At 71.3% G+C, this 22,983-nt stretch carries 3 protein-coding genes (1 of these 3 running past the window's edge); all 3 read right to left on the bottom strand.

The window, feature by feature from the left end:
* Tightly spaced (each overlapping or abutting the next), the 3 genes in view from NR798_RS28445 to NR798_RS28435 form a layout consistent with a single transcriptional unit that may run on beyond the window.
* A complete protein-coding gene (locus NR798_RS28445; protein ID WP_375765651.1) occupies positions 1-7,323 on the bottom strand; it encodes an amino acid adenylation domain-containing protein in 7,323 nt (2,440 codons plus the stop codon).
* Positions 7,320-8,735, bottom strand: a complete 1,416-nt coding sequence (locus NR798_RS28440; protein ID WP_375765650.1) for a cytochrome P450 — start codon at positions 8,733-8,735, stop codon at positions 7,320-7,322. Before NR798_RS28440 ends, NR798_RS28445 begins: the two co-directional genes overlap by 4 nt.
* On the bottom strand, positions 8,732-22,983 hold the 3' end of the coding sequence (locus tag NR798_RS28435; RefSeq protein ID WP_375765649.1) for a non-ribosomal peptide synthase/polyketide synthase. Its footprint extends 14,290 nt past the window's final position; the window shows 14,252 of its 28,542 coding nt (coding positions 14,291-28,542); its start codon lies off the right edge, out of view — the gene reads right to left on this strand; the stop codon is at positions 8,732-8,734. The genes NR798_RS28440 and NR798_RS28435 overlap by 4 nt, the downstream gene beginning before the upstream one ends.

The following is a 22,983-nucleotide window of genomic DNA, read 5'->3' as shown; positions in this document are numbered from 1 at the left end:
TCATGCCGCACTGGAGGCGGAAGGAGTCCCCGCCGCCCGCTCCAGCAACTCCCGCAGCCGCTCCGCCACCTGCTCCACATGGGGTGGGGCGATGAGGCTGAAGTGGTCTCCGGGCACCTCGTGCACCTCCACCTGCGAGGCCAGGGCTCCCCATCCCAGGTCCCGCTCCAAGCCCTCCCGGGGCCCCTCCGCCGCGCGCAGCAGGACGAGCCGGCCCGCGTAGGGCCCGGGCACGTACTCGCGCGAGGCGCGCAGGTTGTGGACGAAGACGCGCCATAGCTCGCGCAGCTCGCCGAGGGCCCGTGCGGGCAGGTTCGCGCCCGCGCCTTCTGTGTCCTCCAGCAGCGCCTTCAGCTCCTCCGGGTCCACCTGTGCCAGGAGCCCGGCCGCCTCGGGGTTCAGCCCGGACAGGCGCGAGAGGTGGTCGGCGAACTGGAACCGCTCCTGGGCGCGCGTCTCCGCGGGCTCCAGCCGCGGTCCGTCCTCGCGGCTCCGGGCGTCGATGATGGCCAGCAGCGCCACCGGCTCTCCTCGCTGCTGGAGCTGCCGGGCCATCTCGTAGGCCACGCGTCCGCCCATGGACCAGCCGCCCAGCAGGTAGGGCCCGTGCGGCTGCACTTGCTGAATGGCGTCCACGTAGTGCGTGGCCAGGGCCTCCAGCGTGCCGTGCGACTCCAGGTCCGCGGGGGCCTGCAGGCCATAGAAGGGCTGCTCCGGGTGCAACCGCCTCGACAGCTCCAGGTAGCACAGCACGCCACCGCCCACCGGGTGCACGCAGAAGAAGGGCGTCCGGTTGCCCCCGCGCCGCAGCGGCACCAGCGCCGAGCGCGAGGGGGCGCCCGCGTCGATGCGCGCCGCCAGCTGCTCCAGCGTGGGCGCCTCGAAGAGGTCGATGACGGCCAGCTCCACGCCGAAGGTGCCGTGGACGCGCGCCACCACCTGCGTGGCCAGCAACGAGTGGCCTCCCAGCTCGAAGAAGTCGTCCTGGGCGCCCACCCGCTCCACCTTCAGCAGCTCCGCCCAGATGGCGGCCAGCCGCAGCTCGGTGGCCGTGCGCGGCGCCACATGGAGAGCGTCCGCCCGGGCCCGGACGGGAGCGGGCAGCGCCTTGCGGTCCACCTTGCCGTTGGAGGTGAGCGGCAGCTCCTTCAGCACCACGAAGACCGAGGGCACCATGTACTCCGGCAGCCGCTTCTCCAGGAAGCCGGCCAGCACCGGCTCCTCCAGCGCCTGCCCCTCCCGGGCCACCGCGTACGCCACCAGCCGTTTGTCTCCCGGCTGCTCCTCGCGCGCCACCACCACGCACTCGCGCACCGAGGGGTGGGCTCCCAGCGCCGCCTCCACCTCGCCCAGCTCCACCCGGTAGCCGCGAATCTTCAGCTGGTGGTCCACCCGCCCCAGGAACTCGATGCGCCCATCCTCCAGCCAGCGCACCTTGTCTCCCGAGCGGTACAGCCTCGCGCCCGGCTCCGGGCTGAAGGCATCCGGGACGAAGCGCTCGGCCGTCAGGTCCGCCCGGCCCAGGTACCCGCGGGCCACGCTGGCGCCGCCGATGTACAGCTCTCCCGGCACGCCCACCGGCACCGGCTGCCCGTACCCGTCCAGCACGTACACCCGGACGTTGCCCAGCGGCCGGCCCAGCGGCACCGACTGCGCACCCGGCGCGCGCACCCCGCGCTCCACCCGGCCGGACAGCACGCCCACCGTCGTCTCCGTGGGGCCGTAGTGGTTGAACACCTCGCACGTGGGGGAGAGCGCGTGCACCTGCTCCACCAGGGCCCAGTCCGACACGTCTCCGCCCAGCACCAGCCGCTGGCGCGGCAACAGCTGCTCCGCCCCCGGTGCCGACAGCAGCGCGCCCAGGTGCGTGGGGACGATCTTCAGGCCGTCCACCGCGTGCCGTGCGCCGTAGTCCCGCATCCGCCCCGGGTCCGCCGCCGTCTCCTTGTCCACCAGGTGCAGCGCGCCTCCCGAGACCAGCGTGGGGAAGATGGCGGTGTGTCCCAGGTCCGCCGCCAGCGTGGACACCGATGCGAAGCTGGCTCCCGGCGCTAGCTCCAGCCGGCGGGTGACCCCCTCCACGTAGCAGGCCAGGTGCTGGTGCTCGATGCACACCCCCTTGGGCTGTCCCGTGCTGCCCGAGGTGTAGAGGACGTAGGCGAGGTTGCCCGGTCCCACGCGGCTGGCCGGAGCCTCCTCCGGCTGCGCCTCCAGCAGTCCGTCGTCCGCGTCCAGGCTGACGAGGAAGCCGCCCTGCGCGGGCAGCTCGTCCATGAGCGACTCCTGGGTGACGATGAGCTGGGCCTTCGCGTCGCGCAGCACGTGCCGCATCCGCTCCTGGGCATGCGTCTGGGACGGATCCAACGCCACGTAGGCGCCACCCGCCTTGAGGATGCCGAGCAGGCCCACCAGCGCATGTACCGAGCGCTCGACGAACAGGCCCACCCGTGTCTCGGGCTTCACCCCCAGCGCCTGCAGGTAGTGGGCGAGCTGGTTGGCCCGCCGCTCCAGCTCCCCGTAGGTGAGCTGCCCGTCAGCGGCCACCACCGCCACCGCCTCCGGCACGCGTGCCGCCTGTTCGGCGAACAGCTCATGGAAGCAGCGGGACGGGTAGGGCGCCGCGGTCTCGTTCCACTCCACCAGCAGCCGGTGGCGCTCCGGCTCCGACAGCAACGGCAGCGCGGAGAGCCGCTGCTCGCCGCCCGTGGCCACCACCGCCTCCAGCACCCGCTGGAAGTGCAGCGCCATGCGCGCCATCGTCGGAGCGTCGAAGAGATCCATGCTGTACATCCACGAGCAGTGCAGTCCCTCGGGCGAGGGGCTCATCAGCACCGTCAAGTCCAGCTTCGCCGTGGCGGGATCCACCACGTCGGCTTCCAGCCGCAGCCCGGGCAGCTCCAGCACGGACCGGGACGTGTTCTGCAGCACCAGCTTCACCTGGAAGAGCGGCGCGTGCGCCATGCTGCGCTCGGGGTTGAGCGCGCGCACGAGATCCTCGAAGGGCAGATCCTGGTGCGCGTAGGCCTCCAGCGACACCTGCCGCGTCTGCGCCAGGAGCTGGCGGAAGGTGGGATCTCCCCCCAGGCGCAGGCGCAGGACGAGCTGGTTGACGAAGAAGCCGATGAGGGACTCCGTCTCCGCGTGGTCCCGGTTGGCCACGTCCGTGCCCACCACCAGGTCCGTCTGGCCGCTGTAGCGGTGCAGCAGCGACTGGAAGGCGGCCATGAGCGTCATGAAGAGCGTGGCGCCCTCGCGCTGGGAGAGGGACTCCAGGGCGTCGGCCAGGGGCCTGGGCAGGAGGGCCTGGTGGGTGCCGCCGCGGTAGGTGCGCACGGCCGGCCGGGGCCTGTCCGTGGGCAGCTCCACCACCGTGGGGGCATCCTCGAGCTGCTTGCGCCACCACTCCAGCCGCGCCTCCAGCACCTCGCCGCGCAGCCACTGGCGCTGCCACACGGCGTAGTCCGCGTACTGCAACCCCAGCTCCGGCAGCGGCGAGCTCCGGTCCTGGTGGAAGGCCTCGTAGAGGGCCGCGATCTCCCGCACCAGCACCCCCATGGACCAGCCGTCCGAGATGATGTGGTGCATGGTGAGCAGCAGCGCGTGCCGCTCATCCTCGAGCCGCAGCAAGGTGACACGCAGCAGCGGGCCGGTGGCCAGCTCGAAGGGCCGCCGGGCCTCTTGCGTGGTCAGGCGCCGCGCTTCGGCCTCACGCTCCGGGCCGGGCACGTCCCTCAGGTCCACCACAGCCAGCGGCAGGGAGAAGGGCGGGAGGATGACCTGGACGGGCTCGCCCTGCTCGGCGCGGAAGGTGGTGCGCAGCGACTCGTGGCGGCGCAGCAGCTCGTCGAAGGCGCGCTGCAGGGCCCCGGTGTCGAGCGCTCCCACCAGGCGCAGGCCCGCGGGGATGTTGTAGTGCGCGGTACCGGGCTCGAGCTGATCCAGGAACCACAGGCGCTGCTGGGCGAAGGAGAGGGGCAGGGGGCCCGTGCGCTCCGCGCGCCGCGGGGCCGGTGCGCCGGTGGTGGAGGTAGCGTTGCCGCGCGCGGCCTCGACCCGGGCGGCGAGCGCCTCCACGGTGGGGGACTCGAAGAGGGTGCGCAGGGGCAGCTCCACGCCGAAGGTGGCGCGGATGCGCGAGGCCACCTGGGTGGCCAGCAGCGAGTGGCCGCCCAGCTCGAAGAAGTTGTCGTGCACTCCCACCCGCTCGAGCTCCAACAGCTCCGTCCACATGGCGGCCAGGGCCGTCTCCAGGGGCGTGCGCGGGGCCACCTGGTTCGCGCTCGCGGGCTGGTGCTCCGCGCCGGGCTCCGGCAGGGCCTCGCGGTCCACCTTGCCGCTGGAGGTGAGCGGCAGGGCCTCCAGGGGGGCGAAGGCCGAGGGCACCATGTACTCGGGCAGCTTGCCCTTGAGCCAGGTGCGCACGGCTCCGAGGTTCAACTCGGGAGCCGTGGCACCCTCACCCCGACCCTCTCCCGAAGGGAGAGGGGAAGTGGGCACCACGTACGCCACCAGGCGCTTGTTGCCGGATGCCCCCTCGCGCGCCACCACCACTGTTTCTCGCACCGCCGGATGGGCCAGCAGCACGGCTTCCACTTCACCGGGCTCGATGCGGTAGCCCCGCACCTTCACCTGGAAGTCGGCGCGGCCCAGGTACTCGAGCTGGCCGTCGGCGAGCCAGCGCACCTTGTCTCCGGTGCGGTAGAGGCGGCCTCCCGGCTCGCCCTCGGCGTCCGGCACGAAGCGCTCGGCGGTGAGCTCGGGGCGGCCCAGGTAGCCACGGGCTACGCCCGCGCCGCCGATGCACAGCTCCCCCGCCACGCCCACCGGCACCGGCCGCAGGTGCGCGTCCAGCACGGCCACCCGCACGTTGTGGAAGGGCCGGCCAATGGTGATGCGCCGCGCGTCCACCGCGTCCGTCAGCGTGGCGCAGATGGTGGTCTCCGTGGGGCCGTAGGCGTTGATGAAGCGCCTTCCCGGCTGCCAGCGCGCCACCAGCTCCGGCGTGCAGGCCTCGCCCGCGGACACCACCGTCTCCAGCGTCTCCAGCCCCTCGGGCTCCAGCTGGGCCAGCACCGAGGGCGTGAAGGTGGCGGCGGTGATGGCCTGCTCGCGCAGCACCTTCACCAGCGGCGCTCCCGGCATCAGCTCCTCGCGGGGGGCCAGGCACAGCTCCGCTCCGGCGAGCAGCGTCGGGAAGATCTCCCACACCGAGGCGTCGAAGGCCGCGGAGAAGAACTGCAGGACCCGGCTGCCGGGGCGCAGGCCCATGGCGTCGATCGTCTGCAACGCCGTGTTGGCCAGGCCGCGGTGGTGCAGCAGGGTGCCCTTGGGCCGGCCGGTGCTGCCCGAGGTGTAGATGACGTAGGCGAGCTGGCCGTCGTCGCCCCAGGCCTCCAGGTCCTCCGGGGACTCGCGCTCCACGCGCTCCCACTGCTCGTCCAGGAGGATGACGGCGCCCCGCCGCTCCAGCAGCACCTCGTGCTCCGAGTCGGTGAGCGTCACCGGCGCGAACGCGTCCGAGGAGATGAGCTCCAGGCGCTCGGCGGGAAGGCTGGGATCCAGGGGCAGCCAGGCGCCGCCGGCCTTGAGGGTGGCGAGCATGGCCACGATCAGCTCGGGCGAGCGCTCCAGGCAGAGGGCCACGAGCACCTCGGGGCCCACGCCGAGGCGGCGCAGGTGCCGGGCGAGCTGGTTGGCGCGGGCGTTGAGCTCGCCATAGGTGAGCGTCTCGGCGCCGAAGCGCAGGGCCACGGCCTCCGGGGTGCGGCGCACCTGGGCCTCGAAGAGGCGGTGCACCAGGGCGGGCTGGGGCAGCTCGCGCGGGGCCGGGCTCTGCCGGGCGAGCAGCCACTGGCGCTCGGCCGGGGCGAGCAGGGGCAGCTCACCGATGAGGGCGTCGGGGCGGGCGCAGAGGCCCTCCAACAGCACGCGCAGGCTGCCCGCCATGCGGACCGCGGTGCTCTCGTCGAACAAGTCGGTGTTGTATTCCAGGACGCCGTGCAGCGCCTCCGCGCCCTGCACCAGCGACAGGGCGAGGTCGAACTTGGCCACGTGACTCTCGGGCGCCAGGGGGCGCAGCGTCAGGCCATGGGCGGCGATGGTCCGCGGCTGGGGTTGATCCAGCACGAACCACACCTGGAAGAGCGGGCTGTGGCTGAGATCTCGCTCCGGGTGGAGCTCCTCGACCAGCTTCTCGAAGGGCAGATCCTGGTGCTGCTGGGCGTCCAGGACGGTGGTGCTCACCCGGGCCAGCACCTCGCGGAAGGTGAGCGAGGGGGACAGGCGCGAGCGCAGCACCAGGGTGTTGACGAAGAAGCCGATGAGGCCCTCGGTCTCCAGGAAGCGGCGGCCGGCGCTGGGGGAGCCGACGGCGAGGTCGTCCTGGCCGCAATAGCGGTGCAGCAGCACCTGCCAGGCGGCCAGCAGGAGCATGTAGGGGGTGACACCCTCGCGCTGGCAGAGGGCCTGGAGGGCGTCGGACAGCTCCCGCGACAGCTCGACGGGGACGCTGGCGCCGGGGAACGTCCGCACCGGCGCGCGGGGCCGATCCACGGGCAGCTCCAGCAGGCCCGGCAGGCCCGCGAGCTGCTGCTTCCACCACGAGAGCTGCCGCTCCAACTGCTCGCCCTGCAACCACTGGCGCTGCCAGAGGGTGTAGTCCGCGTATTGCACGGGCAGTGCGGGCAGCGGCGAGGGCTGGCCCTGGGAGAACGCCACGTAGAGGGCGGCCATCTCGCTCACCAGCACGTTCATGGACCAGCCATCGGAGACGATGTGGTGCATCACCAGCACCAGCACATGCTCGGTGTCGGACAGCCGCACGAGCGTGGTGCGCAGCAGGGGGCCGCGGGTGAGATCGAAGGGCCGGAGGACCTCTTGTTGGAAGAGCCGGAGGGCCTCGGGCTCACGCTCGGCGCCGGGCCGTGCGCTCAGGTCCACGCGCGTCAGGGTGACGGGCCCCGGGGGCGCGATGCGCTGGCTGGGCGTGTCCTCGTGCGCCTGGAAGGTGGTGCGCAGCGACTCATGACGGCGCACCAGCTCGGTGAAGGCGCGCTCCATCGCCCCGGCGTCGAGCGTGCCCTCCAGGCGCAGGGCCGCGGGCAGGTTGTAGAGGGTGGTGCCGGACTCCAGCTGCTCGAGGAACCACAGGCGCTGCTGGGCGAAGGACAACGGCACGGGGCCGTCCCCGCGAGGCTGGGGCTCGAGGGAGGGAAGCGCGGAAGCGGCCTGGGGCGCGCTCTGCTGCCGGGCCCGGAGCTGCTTGAGCAGCAGGTTGCGCTTGTCGGCGGGGAGACTGGCCAGACGCTTGAGGATGTCGCTCATGAGGAGAGGACCTTGGAAGTCGAAGAGGAGCCATGCGCCAGGGGGGGCGCGGCGTGGAGGGTGGCCTGGATGCCGGAGCGGGGACGGTAGGTGCCCACCGCCATGGGAACGACGGGGTGGCCCGGGACGAGCCGGGTCTGGAAGCGCGGCAGCAGGGTGGCGATCACCGTCACCAGGAGCGTCAGCGCGTAGGCGTTGCCCACGCACAGCCGCTGGCCTCCGCCGAACGGCAGCCAGGCATGGCGGTGCCGCCCCTCCTTCTGCCCGGGCGAGAAGCGCTCCGTATCGAAGCGCTCGGGATCCTTCCAGACGGAGGGGTGGCGGTGCAGCAGGTAGGGCGAGAGCATCACCTGGCTGCCGGCACGCACCGTCCAGCCGTCGATCTGCTCGTCCTCCAGCACCAGGCGCCTCAACCGCCACGCGGGCGAGTAGAGGCGCAGCGTCTCCTCCACCACCGCGCGCGTGTACGTCAGGGACTGGATCGCCTCGCCGCCAGGCGCGTGTCCGCCCAGCACCGTGGCCAGCTCCTCGCGCACGCGCTGCTCCACCTCGGGGTGCAGCATCAGCGCGTACCAGACCCAGGTGAGCCCCACCGCCGTGGACTCGTGTCCGCCGATGAGCAGGGTGGCCAGCTCGTCGCGCACCTCCTTGTCCGTCATGCCCTCGCCCCGCGAGTCGCGCGCCTCCAGCAGCATGCTCAGGATGTCGTCCCGGCCCTCCGGGTTCTTCCGGCGCTCGGCGACGAGCGCGTAGAGGGCCCTGTCCACCGCGGCCACGGTGGCGCGCCACTGATCTCCCCCCAGCCGCGGCACCTTCAGCCGCCTGAGCAGCAGCCACCAGAGCGAGTCGAAGGGAGACTCATTGGCGCTGTGGGAGATGATGGCCGCGCCCTCGCGCAGGGCCTGCTGGCCCGCGTACACGTCGGGCGAGAAGAGGGAGGCACCCAGCAGGGTGAGCACCAGCGTGCGCATCTGCTCCAGCAGGTTCACGGACTCGCCGGTCCGCACCGCCTGGTCCCAGTGCTCCGCCAGCGCCTGGGTCTCCGCCACCATGTCCCGCACCATCTTCGTCAGCCGCGCGCGGTGGAAGACCGGCTGCACCATCCGGCGCTGGCGCAGCCAGAAGTCGCCCGTACTGGCGAACAAGCCATTGCCCATCACCCCCGTGGCGGACTTTCCCATGACGGCGAAGTTGCGCGCGTTGTCCACCAGCACGCGCTGCGCGTGGTCCGGGTGGGCCAACAGGTAGGTGGGGCCCATGATGTCGTTGAAGAAGACGACGTCGCCATGGCGCTGGTGGGCGCGGACGATCACCCCCAGGGGATCCTTCACCTGCTCGCGCACGCGCAACAGCCAGTGGCCATGGTGGCCGGGAGGCAGCGGGAGGTTGTTCGCGGTGTGTCTCTGGCTCATTCCTGGGACTCCGTCTTCTTGGGGCCCGTGGGCTCCGAGGCCAGGAGCTGCTGGACCTCGTCCCCGTCGAGCTGTTCGAGCTCGTCCATCATCGATGCCAGCTCGTCCTCGGGCACCTGGGCCATGGCCTCGAGGATGCGCAGGGAGAGCGTGGCCACGGTGGGCGCGGTGAAGAACTCCTTGAGGGGCAGCTCCACCTGGAAGGCCTGACGCACGCGCGAGACGAGCCGCGTGGCCAGCAGCGAGTGGCCGCCGAGCGACAGGAAGTCGTCGTTCACGCCCACCCGCTCCACGCCCAGCACCTCGCTCCAGAGGGTGGCGAGCTCCTGCTCCAGCTCGTCACGCGGGGCGACGTAGGTGTCCTCGCGCGTGCCGCGAACCGCGCCGGGGACCGGCAGCGCCTTCCTGTCCACCTTGCCGTTGGGCGAGAGCGGCAGCGCGTCCAGCACCACGAAGGCCGAGGGCACCATGTACTCGGGCAGGCTCGTCTTGAGCTGCTCGCGCAACGCCTCCGCTTCCACGGCCTGGCCGGTGTGGCCCACCACGTACGCCACCAAGCGCTTGTCGCCGGGCACGTCCTCGCGCGCCACCACCACGCACTCGCGCACCGCCGGCCGCGCCTCCAGCGCCGCCTCCACCTCGCCCAATTCAATCCGGAAGCCACGCACCTTCACCTGGAAGTCGATGCGGCCCAGGTACTCGATGCTCCCGTCCTCCCGGTAGCGTGCCAGGTCTCCCGTCCGGTACAGCCGCGCGCCAGGCTCCCCGTAGGGGTCGGGCACGAAGCGCTCGGCCGTCAGCTCCGGCCGGCCCAGGTAGCCCCGGCCCACCTGCACGCCTCCGATGTACAGCTCCCCCGCCACGCCCAGGGGCACGGGCTCCATTCGCTCGTCGAGCAGGTGGATGCGCGTGTTGGCCACCGGCCGGCCGATGGGCACCGCGCGCCGCCCCTCCTCGCGCTCGCACGTCCAGGCCGTCACGTCCACCGCGGCTTCGGTAGGCCCGTACAGGTTGTGCAGCCGCGCCCCCAGCCGCTCCAGGCACCGCTCCTTGAGCTCCGCCGACAGCGCCTCGCCGCTGCTGATGAGCCGCTCGAGGCCCGAGAGCTTCTCCACTCCCGGCTCCTCCAGGAACACCTGCAGCATGGACGGCACGAAGTGCACCGTGGTGATGGCCTCCTGGGCCATGAGCCGCACCAGGTACGACGGATCCTGATGCCCGCCCGGCCTGGCCACCACGAGGCGCGCGCCCACCATCAACGGCCAGAAGAACTCCCACACCGAGACGTCGAAGCTGAAGGGCGTCTTCTGGAGCACCCGGTCATGGGCCTGGAGTGCATACGCCTCCTGCATCCACAGCAGCCGGTTGCAGATGGCCTCGTGGGAGTTCATCGCCCCCTTGGGCCGTCCGGTACTGCCCGAGGTGTAGATGATGTAGGCGAGGTTGGAGCCCACCACGCCCGATTCCACGGGCCCGGTGGCGTGCTGGGAGATCTCCTCCCAGCCGGTGTCCAGGCACACCACGCGGGCGCCGCTGGCGGGCAGGGTCTTCACCAGCCGCTGCTGGGTGAGCACCACCGGAGCGGCCGTGTTCTCCACCATGTACGTCAGGCGCTCGGCTGGGTAGGACGGATCCAGGGGCACCCAGGCGCCGCCCGCCTTGAGGATGGCGAGCATGCCGACCACCAGCTCCAGCGAGCGCTCCAGGAACAGGCCCACGCGCACTTCGGGTCCGACCCCCAGGCCTCTCAGGTGGCGAGCCAGTTGGTTGGCACGCGTGTCCAGCTCCCGGTACGTCAGCCACGCGCCCTCGTAGTCCAGGGCCACCGCGTCCGGCGTGCGCTCCACCTGCTGCTCCACCAGCCGGTGCAGGATGAGGCCGGCCGGGCGCTCCACGTGCGTGTCATTCCACTGCACAAGCAGCTGCTGGCGCTCGGCCGCGGACAGCAGGGAGATGTCCGCCAGGCGCCGCGAGCCGGGCGCCGCCAGCCCTTCCAGGGCGTTGCGCCAGTGCTCGAGCAGCCGCTGCATGGCGGCGTGTCCGAAGCGAGGCGACTCGTAGGTGATGCGCAGGCGCAGCGAGGTGCCCGGGAAGACGGTCAGGCTGATCGGGTAGTGAGTGGCGTCGATGGCATGCACGTCCTCCACCTGGAGCGAGGAGGAGGACAGCACCGAGGCATCCAGCGGGTAGTTCTCGAAGACGACGAGGGACTCGAAGAGAGGCATCCCTCGAGGCACGGCGCTGGAGGACTGGATGTGGACGAGCGGGGTGTGCTCGTACTGGCGCTGCTCGCTCTGCGCGGCCTGGAGGGACTGGAGCCAGGGAAGGATGGAGGAGTCGGGGGAGGCCACCTGCACGCGCGTGGGCAGGGAGTTGATGAAGAGGCCCACCATGCGCTCGGCGCCGGGCAGCTCCGGGGGACGGCCGGCGACGGTGGTGCCGAAGAGGACATCCCGCTCGCCGCTGTAGCGCGAGAGCACCAGGGCCCACGCGGCCTGCGAGAGCGTGTTGGCGGTAAGCTGGTGTTGGCGGGCGAAGGCCTGGAGCGAGGCGGTGGCCTCGGTGGACAGGCCCAACTCCAGCACGCCGTGCTGGGGGACGGACGCACTCTTCGGATCGGCCTTGCCCGTATCGGCCGGCAGCGGCGTGGGGGCGGTGAAGCCTTCCAAGTACGTGCGCCACCAGGCTCTGTCCGCCTGGGTGTCGCGACGCTCCAACCAGGCGATGTAGTCGCGGAAGGGCGGGCGGGACGCCAGCTGCGGCGCCTGGCCCTTGCGGTAGACGTCGTAGAGGGAGAACACCTCTCCGACGAGCACTCCCAGGCTCCAGCCGTCCAGCAGCAGGTGGTGGTGGTTCCAGAGGAAGCGGAAGGTGTCCTCACTCAGGCGCACGGCCACCAGGCGCGTGAGGGGAGCGCGGCCTAGATCGAAGCCGCGCTGCTTCTCCTCGCGCATCAGCTGCTCGAAGCGCGAATGCTGTTCGGCCTCCGGCACCTCACGCCAGTCGAGGGACTCGAAGGGGAGGGTGACGTGGGAGTGGACCACCTGGAGGGGAGACTCCAGGCCCTCCCAGTGGAAGGAGGAGCGGAGGATGGGGTGGCGCTTCAGGCACTCCGTCCACGCCTGGAGGAAGGACTCCAGGTGGAGCTCACCGCATACCGACCAGGCCAGCTGCTCGAAGTAAACGGCGGACTCGGGAGACAGCAGGGCGTGGAAGAGCAGACCCTGCTGCATGGGGGAGAGCGGGTAGATGTCCTCGACGAGAGGACCGGCCTGGAGCAGCAGGGCGTCGAGCGCCTGCTGGCCGAGGGCAGCCAGGGGGAAGTCGCCAGGGGAGAAGCGGCGGGCGTCCTCGGAGTGGCGGGAGGAGATGAGCGAGCGCAGGTGGTGGAGGAAGCGCTGGGAGAGACGCTCGATGGTGGAAGCGGAGTGCAGGTGGGCGCTGTAGCCGAACGAGACGCGCAGACAGCCCCCGAGCACGGAGCCATTGACTTCCAGGACGTGCATGCGAGTGCCGGACGGAGCGGTGGGCGCACCGATGGGCTCGTCGCACAGGGAGAAGAAGCGGCTGGAGGCCACGGTGGCATCGAGCTGGCCGAGGTAGTTGAAAGCCACCTGGGGAGGGGGAAGCGCCTGGAGGCGCTGGGCGATGTCGGAGGGCCCCATCCACTCGAGCAGCCCCGCTCCCACGCCATGGTGAGGCAGGCGGCGCAGCGAGTCGCGCACGGCGCGCAGTCTTTCGCCGGCCGTGGCGTTGGCGGGCACCGGGAGCAGCGCGGGAGACAGCGAGGTGAACCAGCCGACGGTGCGGCCGAGATCCACGTCGGAGAAGAGCTCCTCGCGGCCATGGCCTTCCACGTCGACGAGGACATGGGCTTGTCCCGTCCACTCGGACAGGGCTTGGGTCAGGGCCGTGAGCAGCACGTCATTGATGTGAGCGCGCCAGGCGGAGGGCACCTCCTGCAGCAGCAGCTTCGTCTCCTCGGACTCCAGGGAGATGGAGACGGAGCGCTCGGAGGCGTGCGTGTTGGCGCCGGAGGAATCGGTGGGCAGGGGCGCTACGTGCGCACGGGCCTCGTCCAACCACAGGGGGGCCTCGGCCAGCAGGGCCGGTGACTGGGCATGGGCCTCCAGCCGGCGAGCCCACTGCTGGAACGACGTGCTCTTGGGCGGCAGCGTCACCGCGACGCCTTGCTGGAGCTGGGCGTAGGACGCTTCGAGATCCTCCAGGAGGATGCGCCAGGAGACAGCGTCGACGACGAGGTGGTGGACGGCGAGCAGCAGGCGCTGCTGGCCATCGCCCAGGAGGAAGAGGGCGGCGCGTACCAGGGGCGGCTCGGAGAGGACGAAGCTCGCCTGCAAGCGCGCGGCCTCGGCCTCCAGTGCGGCGGAGCGCAGGGCCGGAGGCGTGGAGGACAGGTCCACCTGGAGCAACCTGGGAGAAGCCTCCTCGGGGCTGGCGTTGTCCTGTTGCCACTGGCCATCCACCTGACGCACGCGCAGGCGCAGGGCGTCGTGGTGGCGCAGCAGGTGGCGCAGGGCCTCTTCGAGCAGCGAGGGGTCCAGCGGCGCGAGAGGCGCCAGCAGCATGGACTGGTTGAGGTGGTGGGCGTGCTGCGCGTCGTGATGCAGCAGATGGAGCTGGATGGGGGTGAGAGGCACCGTGCCGGTGACGGGCCCCTGCTGGTGAGCGGAGGCGGAGGCGGTGCGGGCCACGTGAGCGAGCCGAGCCACCGTCTGGTGCTGGAAGAGCTCGCGGGTGGAGAAGACGAGGCCGGCCTGACGGGCGCGGGCGACCACCTGCAAGCTGATGATGGAGTCACCGCCCAGCGAGAAGAAGTTGTCCTCCACGCCGACCTGGCGCACGCCGAGCACCTGGGCCCAGATGTCGGCCAGACGCTGCTCGGTTTCGTCACGAGGAGCGACATAGGTGGACTGCCGCTCGGAGCCCGAGGCGTCCGGGGCGGGCAGGGCCTTCCGGTCCACCTTGGCGCTGGCGTTGAGCGGCAGCGCTTCCAGCACCACGAAGGCCGAGGGCACCATGTACTCGGGCAGACTTGCCTTGAGCTGTTCGCGCAGCGCCTCCGCTTCCACGGTCTGGCCGGAGTGGCCCACCACGTAGGCGACGAGGCGCTTGTGGCCCGGAGAGTCCTCGCGGACCACCGAGACGGCCTGGCGCACGGAGGGATGGCGCAGCAGGGCCGCGTCCACCTCGGCCAGCTCGATGCGGAAGCCGCGCACCTTCACCTGGTTGTCCTGGCGGCCCAGGAACTCCAGCACGCCCTCCGGGCTCCAGCGGGCGAGGTCACCGGTGCGGTAGAGCCGGGCACCGGGCTCGGTGGAGAACGGATGGGGGACGAAGCGCTCGGCGGTGAGGTCCGGACGCGACAGGTAGCCGCGAGCCAGGCCGTCGCCGCCAATGAAGAGCTCGCCGGGCAGGCCCACGGGAACGGGCTGGCCGGAAGCGTCCAGCAGGTACACCTGGGTGTTGGCCAGGGGAGTACCGATGGGGATGGAGGAGCCCACCTGCTCGGGGTGGGTCATGCGGTGGGTGGAGGTGAAGAGCGTGCTCTCGGTGGGGCCGTAGCAGGCGGTGACGGGAATGTGCAGCGTCTCCAGCACGCGGCGCACATGAGGCGCGGAGACGACGTCGCCGCCGGTGAGCAGCTGGCGCACGCCGCGCAGGGCCTCCAGCTTGAGGTCCACCACCTGGGAGAAGAGGCCGGCGGTCAGGTGGAGAGTGGTCACCTGGTGGCGGGTGAGCACCTGGGTGAGCAACTCCAGGTCGCTGGGAGACTGGGGCGGGAAGACGACGAGGCGGCCACCGAAGAGCAGGGGGCCCCAGACCTCCAGGGTGGAGGCATCGAAGGAGATGGGGGCGATGAGGAGGAAGGTCTCCTCGGGCCCCAGGTGGGCGTAGTGGTTGCCATGGAAGAGCCGCATGACGGAGCGGTGCTCGATGGCGACGCCCTTGGGACGGCCGGTGCTGCCGGAGGTGAAGTCCACGTAGGCCAGGTGGCCCGAGGTGACGGCCACGTGGGGCGCGGAGGTGGGCTGGCCTTGCAGCTGCAACTCCTCCACCAGCAGGCACGGCAGGTGCTCGGAGGAGGGAAGCCGGGCGCGCAGGGCCTGGGAGGTGAGCAGCAGCCGGGGAGGCGCATCCTCCAACATGAAGGCCAGGCGCTCTGCCGGGTAGGAGGCATCCAGGGGCAGGTAGGCGCCGCCGGCCTTGAGGATGGCCAGCAGGGAGACGATGAGCTCCACGGAGCGTTCCAGGCAGAGCGCGACGAGGGAGTCGGGCCCCACGCCGTGGGAGCGCAGCAGGTGGGCGAGCTGGTTGGCGCGCGAGTCGAGCTGCCGGTAGGACAGCCGCTCGTCACCGAACTCCAGGGCGATGGACTCGGGGCGCAGGGCCACCTGGCGCTCGAAGAGGTGGTGGATGCAGGAGTCGGCTGGGAAGTCGGCACGCGTCTGGTTCCACTCCACCAGCACCTGGTGGCGCTCGGAGGTGCTGAGCAGGGGCAGCTCGGAGAGGCGGGCCTCCGGCGTGGCCACCACGCCCTCCAGCAGCACCCGCAGGTGCTCGGCCATGCGCACCACCGTGCTCTCGTCGAACAGGTCGGTGCTGTAGGTGAGCCCACCGGCGAAACGGCCCTCGGACTCGGAGAGCTCCAGCTCCAGGTCGAACTTGGCCACCCCTGCTTCCTGCGTGATGGGACGCAGGGTGAGCCCCGGCAGCTCCACCTCGGGGAGCGCCGCGTTCTGGAGGGCGAAGACGACCTGGAAGAGCGGAGTCCGGCTGAGGTCGCGCTCGGGCTGGAGCTCGTCCACCAGCTTCTCGAAGGGCACGTCCTGGTGCTCGTAGGCGCCCAGGGCCATCTCGCGCACCTGGGCCAACAACTCCCGGAATGTCGTCCGCGCGGACAGGCGCGAGCGCAGCACGAGGGTGTTGGCGAAGAAGCCGATGAGGCCCTCCGTCTCGGCGTGGCGGCGGCCGGCGATGGGCGAGCCGACGCTGATGTCCTCCTGGCCGGAGTAACGCGCGAGCAACGTCTGGAAGGCGGCCAGCAGCAGCATGAAGGGAGTGACCCCCTCGCGCTGGCACAGGGCCCTGATCGCCTCGGACAGCGCGCCAGGCAGTTGCACGGGCACGGTGGCGCCGCGCGAGGAGCGCACGGGCGGGCGGGGCCTGTCGCCCGTCAGCTCCAGGGCACTCGGGGCCCCGGCGAGCCGCTGCCGCCACCAGGACAGCTCCTGCTCCAGCGCCTCGCCGCGCATCCACTCCCGCTGCCACAGGGCGTGATCCGCGTACTGCACGGGCAGCTCCGGCAGGGGCGAGGGCTGGCCCTGGCTCGCGGCGGTGTAGAGCGCGGACAGCTCGCGCACCAGCACGCCCATGGACCAGCCGTCGGAGACGATGTGGTGCATCACCAGCACCAGCACGTGCTCGGTGTCCGCCAGCTTCAGCAGGGTGGTCCGCAGCAAGGGGCCCGTGGCCAGATCGAAGGGCCGCGAGGCCTCTTCACGGATCAGCCGCAGGGCCTCGGCCTGGCGCTGCTCCTCGGGGAGCGCCGTCAGCTCCACCTCCGCCAGCGGCAGGGCCAGCGCGGAGTGGATGCTCTGCACACTGCCGTCCACCCCGGAGCGGAAGGTGGTGCGCAGCGACTCGTGACGTTGCACCAGCTCCTCGAAGCAGCGGCGCAACAGCGCGGTGTCGAGCGCGCCTTCCAGCCGGACCGCGGCGAGCACGTTGTACGTGGCGGTGCCCGGGGTCAGCTCCTCGAGGAACAGCAGGCGCTGCTGGGCGAAGGACAAGGGCAGCGGCTGCTCGCGCGAGGCGCGGCGCGGCGGAGGAATCGCCCGGGCGAGCGGAGTGCGGGCAGCCTCCTCCAGGCGGGCCGCGAGGGCCTCCAGGGTGGACGCCTCGAAGAGGGCGCTCAGGGGCAGCTCCACCTGGAACGCCTGGCGGACGCGGGAGACGAGCTGGGTGGCCAGCAGCGAGTGGCCACCGAGTGAGAAGAAGTCGTCGTGCCGTCCCACGCGCGGCACGTGGAGCACCTGGGCCCAGAGCGTGGCCAGCAGCTCCTCGGTGGGGGTGCGCGGCGGCACGTGCGCGCGGCTCGCGGTGGACTCGATGCCTTCGGGAACGGGCAGCGCCTTCCTGTCCACCTTCCCGCTGGTGTTGAGCGGCAGCGCTTCCAGCGCCACGAAGGCCGAGGGCACCATGTACTCGGGCAGCGTCTCCTTCAGGAAGGAGCGCAGCGCGGAGGAGTCGGCCCGCGGGCCCTCGTGCATCACCACGTAGGCGACGAGGCGCTTGTGGCCGGGCGAGTCCTCGCGAGCCATCACCACCGCCTGGCGCACGGAGGGGTGGCGCAGCAGGGCCGCTTCCACCTCGCCGGGCTCGATGCGGTAGCCGCGCAGCTTCACCTGGAAGTCGATGCGGCCCCGGTACTCGAGCTGGCCATCGGCGAGCCAGCACACCTGGTCGCCGGTGCGGTAGAGCCGGGCTCCCGGCTCGCCGGAGAATGGATCCGGGACGAAGCGCTCGGCGGTGAGCTCGGGACGGCCGAGGTAGCCACGCGCCAGGCCGGCGCCTCCCACGAACAGCTCACCGGGGACGCCCACGGGCACCGGGCGCATTTGCGCGTCCAGCACGCACGCCTTCACGTTGTGGAAGGGACGGCCCAGGGTGACGTGCGCCGCGTCCACGTCCGTGTTGACGGTGGCGCACACCGTGCACTCGGTGGGGCCGTACGCATTGACGAAACGCCGCCCCGGCTTCCAGCGCGCCACCAACTCGGGCGCGCACGCCTCTCCCGCGGAGATGAGCGTCTTCACCCCGCGCAGCCGCTCGGGCTCCAACTGCGCCAGCACCGACGGCGTCAGCTTCAGCGTGGTGATGGCCTGCCGCTCGATGAGCTCGAGCAGCGGCGTGACGGGCATCAACTCCTCTTGCGAGGCCATCACCAGACACGCTCCGGACAGGAGCGCGGGGAAGATCTCCGAGACGGAGGCATCGAAGCCGATGGAGAAGAACTGGAGCAGCCGGCGGCCAGGCCCCAGGTCCATGAAGTCCACCGTCTGCAGGGCGGTGTTGCACAGACCGCGCTGGCGCAACAGGGTGCCCTTGGGACGGCCCGTACTGCCCGAGGTGTAGATGACGTAGGCGAGGCTGTCGCCGTCCAGCGCGGTGTCCAGCTCTCCGGTGGGCTCGTGCTCCACGCGCGCCCAGTCCTCATCCATCAGGAAGAGCGCGTCGTGCTCGCCCAGCAGCGGACGCAGGGCGGACTGGGTGAGCAGCACGCGAGGGGCCGCGTCCGAGAGCAGGTAGCCGAGGCGCTCGGAGGGCAGGGTGGGATCCAGGGGCAGCCAGGCGCCGCCCGCCTTGAGGGTGGCGAGGAGGGCCACCACCAGCTCGGGGGACCGCTCCAGGCACACGGCGACGAGCGTCTCGGGACGCACGCCCCGCTGACGCAGGTGACGGGCGAGCTGGTTGGCGCGGACGTTGAGCTCGCCGTAGGTGAGCGTCCGGGAGCCGAAGCTCACGGCGGGCGCATGCGGATCGCGGCGCACCTGCTCCTCGAAGAGGCGGTGGACGAGCGCGGGCTCGGGGAGCGAGCGCCGGGACTGGTTCCACTCCACCAGCACCTGATGACGATCCGGTCCGGACAACAGGGAGACGTCCCCCAGCCGCGTGGTGGTGGGGTCCACCAGGGTGGTGAGGGCCTGGCGCCAGTGACCGAGCAGCCGCTGCATGGCGGCGTGCTCGAAGCGAGGCGACTCGTAGGTGACGCGCAGGCGCAGCGAGGCGCCCGGGAAGACGGCCAGGCTGAGCGGGTAGTGGGTGGCGTCGAAGGCGTGCACATCCTCCACCTGGAGCGAGGAGGAGGACAGCACCGAGGCGTCCAGCGGGTAGTTCTCGAAGACGACGATCGATTCGAACAACGGCCTGCCGCGAGGCACGGCGCTGAAGGTCTGGATGTGGACGAGCGGGGTGTGCTCGTACTGGCGCTGCTCGCTCTGGGCGGCCTGGAGGGACTGGAGCCAGGGAAGCAGGGCGGTGCCAGGGGAGGCCACCTGCACACGCGTGGGCAGGGAGTTGATGAAGAGGCCCACCATGTGCTCGGCGCCGGGCAGCTCCGGGGGACGGCCGGCGACGGTGCTGCCGAAGAGGACGTCGCGCTCGCCGCTGTAGTGCGAGAGCACCAGCGCCCACGCGGCCTGCACGAGCGTGTTGGCCGTGAGTTGGTGCTGGCGGGCGAAGGCCTGAAGCGAGGCGGTGGCCTCGGTGGACAGGTTCAGTTCCAAGACGCCGTGCTGGGCGGCGGACGTACCCTTCGGCTCGGCCCTGCCCGTATCGGCCGGCAGCGGCGTGGAGGCGGTGAAGCCTTCCAGGTACGTGCGCCACCAGGCTTCATCCACCTGGGTGTCGCGACGCTCCAACCAGGCGATGTAGTCGCGGAAGGGCGGGCGGGAGACAGGCTGGGGCGCCTGGCCCTTGCGATAGACGTCGTAGAGGGAGAACACCTCTCCGATGAGCGCGCCGAGGCTCCAGCCATCCAGCAGCAGGTGGTGGTGGTTCCAGAGGAAGCGGAAGGTGTCCTCGCTCAGGCGCACGGCCACCAGGCGCGTGAGGGGAGCGCGGCCCAGATCGAAGCCGCGCTGCTTCTCCTCGCGCATCAGCTGCTCGAAGCGGGCGTGCTGCTCGGCCTCCGACACCTCACGCCAATCGAGAGACTCGAAGGGGAGGGTGGCGTGGGAGTGGACCACCTGGAGGGGAGACTCCAGGCCCTCCCAGTGGAAGGAGGAGCGGAGGATGGGGTGGCGCTCCAGGCACGTCGTCCAGGCCTGGAGGAAGGACTCCAGGTGGAGCTCACCGCGCACCGACCAGGCCAGCTGCTCGAAGTAGACGGAGGACTCGGGAGTCAGCAGGGCATGGAAGAGCAGGCCCTGCTGCATAGGCGAGAGCGGGTAGATGTCCTCGACGAGAGGACCAGCCCGCAGCAGCAGGGCGTCGAGCGCCTGCTGGCCGAGGGAGGCCAGGGGGAAGTCGCCGGGGGAGAAGCGGCGGGCGTCCTCGGAGTGACGGGAGGTGATGAGCGAGCGCAGGTGGTGGAGGAAGCGCTGGGAGAGACGCTCGATGGTGGAGGCCGAGTGCAGGTGGGCGCTGTAGCCGAAGGAGACGCGCAGACAGCCACCGAGCACGGAGCCATTGACCTCCAAGACATGCTGGCGAGTGCCGGACGGAGCGGTGAGAGGTCCGATGGGCTCGTCGCACAGGGAGAAGAAGCGGCTGGAGGCCAGGGTGGCGTCGAGCTGCCCGAGGTAGTTGAAAGCCACCTGGGGAGGGGGAAGGGCCTGGAGCCGCTGGGCGATGTCGGAGGGCCCCATCCACTCGAGCAGCCCCGCTCCCACGCCATGGTGAGGCAGGCGGCGCAGCGAGTCGCGCACGGCGCGCAGACGCTCTCCCGTGGAACCATGGGAGGGCACCGGGAGCAGCACGGGAGACAGCGAGGTGAACCAGCCGACGGTGCGGCCGAGATCCACGTCGGAGAAGAGTTCCTCGCGGCCATGGCCTTCCACGTCGACGAGGACATGGGCTTGTCCCGTCCACTCGGACAGGGCTTGGGCCAGGGCCGTGAGCAGCACGTCATTGATGTGAGCGCGCCAGGCGGAAGGCACCTCCTGCAGCAGCAGCTTCGTCTCCTCGGACTCCAGGGAGATGGAGACGGAGCGCTCGGAGGCGTGCGTGTTGGCGCCGGAGGAATCGATGGGCAGGGGCGCTACGTGCGCACGGGCCTCGTCCAGCCACAGGGGCGCCTCGGCCAGCAGGGCCGGTGATTGGGCATGGGCCTCCAGCTGGCGAGCCCACTGCTGGAACGACGTGCTCTTGGGCGGCAGCGTCGGGGTCTGGCCCTGCTGCAATTGCTGGTAGGCGGACTCCAGATCCTCCAGGAGGATGCGCCAGGAGACAGCGTCGACGACGAGGTGGTGGACGGCGAGCAGCAGGCGCTGCTGGCCATCACCCAGGAGGAAGAGGACGGCGCGCACCAGGGGCGGCTCGGAGAGGACGAAGCTGGCCTGCAGGCGCGAGGCCTCGGCTTCCAGGACCGCGGGCGTGGCGGACAGGTCCACCTGGAGCAAGCGGAGAGACGCCTCCTCGGGGCTGGCGTTGTCCTGTTGCCACTGGCCGTCCACCTGACGCAGGCGCAGGCGCAGGGCGTCGTGGTGGCGCAGCAGGTGGCGCAAGGCCTCTTCGAGCAGCGAGGGGTCCAGCGGCGCCAGGGGCGCCAGGAGCATGGACTGGTTGAAGTGGTGGGCGTGCTGCGCGTCGTGACGCAGCAGGTGGCGCTGGATGGGGGTGAGCGGCACCGTGCCGGTGACGGGCCCCTGCTGGTGAGCGGAGGCGGAGGCGGAGCGTGCCACGCGAGCGAGCCGTGCCACCGTCTGGTGCTGGAAGAGCTCGCGGGTGGAGAAGACGAGGCCGGCCTGACGGGCGCGGGCGACCACCTGCAAGCTGATGATGGAGTCACCGCCCAGGGAGAAGAAGTTGTCCTCCACGCCGACCTGGCGCACGCCGAGCACCTGGGCCCAGATGTCTGCCAGGCGCTGCTCGGCTTCATCGCGAGGAGCGACATAGGTGGACTGCCGCTCGGTGCCGGAGGTGTCCGGGGCGGGCAGGGCCTTCCGGTCCACCTTGGCGCTGGCGTTGAGCGGCAGCGCTTCCAGCACCACGAAGGCCGAGGGCACCATGTACTCGGGCAGCGCCTCCTTCACGAAGGAGCGCAGCGCGGAGGTGTCGGCCTGCGGGCCTTCGTGCGTCACCACGTAGGCAACGAGGCGCTTGTGGCCGGGAGAGTCCTCACGGACCACCGAGACGGCCTGGCGCACGGAGGGGTGGCGCAGCAGGGCCGCGTCCACCTCGGCCAGCTCGATGCGGAAGCCGCGCACCTTCACCTGGTTGTCCTGGCGGCCGAGGAACTCCAGCACGCCCTCGGGGCTCCAGCGGGCGAGGTCACCGGTGCGGTAGAGCCGCGCACCGGGCTCATTGGAGAACGCATCGGGAACGAAGCGCTCGGCGGTGAGGTCCGGACGCGACAGGTAGCCGCGAGCCAGGCCGTCGCCACCAATGAAGAGCTCGCCGGGCAGTCCCACGGGAACGGGCTGGCCGGAAGCGTCCAGCAGGTACACCTGGGTGTTGGCCAGGGGAGTGCCGATGGGGATGGAGGAGCCCACCTGCTCCGGGCGGGTCATGCGGTGGGTGGAGGTGAAGAGCGTGCTCTCGGTGGGGCCGTAGCAGGCGGTGACGGGAATGCGCAGCGTCTCCAGCACCCGGCGCACATGAGGCGCGGAGACGACGTCACCACCGGTGAGCAGTTGGCGCACGCCGCGCAGGGACTCCAGCTTGAGGTCCACCACCTGGGAGAAGAGGCCCGCGGTGAGGTGCAGCGTGGTCACCTGGTGGCGGGTGAGCACCTGGGTGAGCAGCTCCACGTCACTGGGAGACTGAGGCGGGAAGACGACGAGGCGGCCGCCGAAGAGCAGCGGGCCCCACACCTCCAGGGTGGAGGCATCGAAGGAGATGGGTGCGATGAGGAGGAAGGTCTCGTCCGGTCCCAGGTGGGCGTAGTGGTTGCCATGGAAGAGCCGCATGACGGAGCGGTGCTCGATGGCGACACCCTTGGGGCGGCCGGTGCTGCCGGAGGTGAAGTCCACGTAGGCCAGGTGGCCCGAGGTGACGGCCACGTGGGGCGCGGAGGTGGGCTGGCCTTGCAGCTGCAACTCCTCCACCAGCAGGCAGGGCAGGTGCTCGGAGGAGGGAAGCCGGGCGCGCAGGGCCTGGGAGGTGAGCAGCAGCCGGGGCGGCGCATCCTCCAGCATGAAGCCCAGGCGCTCGGCCGGGTAGGAGGCATCCAGCGGCAGGTAGGCGCCGCCAGCCTTGAGGATGGCCAGCAGCGAGACGATGAGCTCCACGGAGCGCTCCAGGCAGAGCGCGACGAGGGAGTCGGGCCCCACGCCGTGAGAGCGCAGCAGGTGGGCGAGCTGGTTGGCGCGGGCGTCGAGCTGCCGGTAGGACAGCCGCTCGTCACCGAACTCCAGGGCGATGGACTCGGGGCGCAGGGCCACCTGGCGCTCGAAGAGGTGGTGGATGCAGGAGTCGGCCGGGAAGTCGGCGCGCGTCTGGTTCCACGCCACCAGCACCTGGTGGCGCTCGGAGGCGCTGAGCAGGGGCAGCTCGGAGAGGC

The organism is Archangium gephyra (assembly GCF_042230915.1).
GTDB classification, from domain to species: domain Bacteria; phylum Myxococcota; class Myxococcia; order Myxococcales; family Myxococcaceae; genus Archangium; species Archangium gephyra_B.
Note: the sequence above shows the minus strand (reverse complement) of the source record. Positions and strands in the feature narration are given on the sequence as shown.

Coding starts and splice junctions, on each gene's coding strand:
- NR798_RS28445 (WP_375765651.1), bottom strand. CDS start 7,323: ATGAGCGACATCCTCAAGCGTCTGGCCAGTCTCCCCGCCGACAAGCGC.
- NR798_RS28440 (WP_375765650.1), bottom strand. CDS start 8,735: ATGAGCCAGAGACACACCGCGAACAACCTCCCGCTGCCTCCCGGCCAC.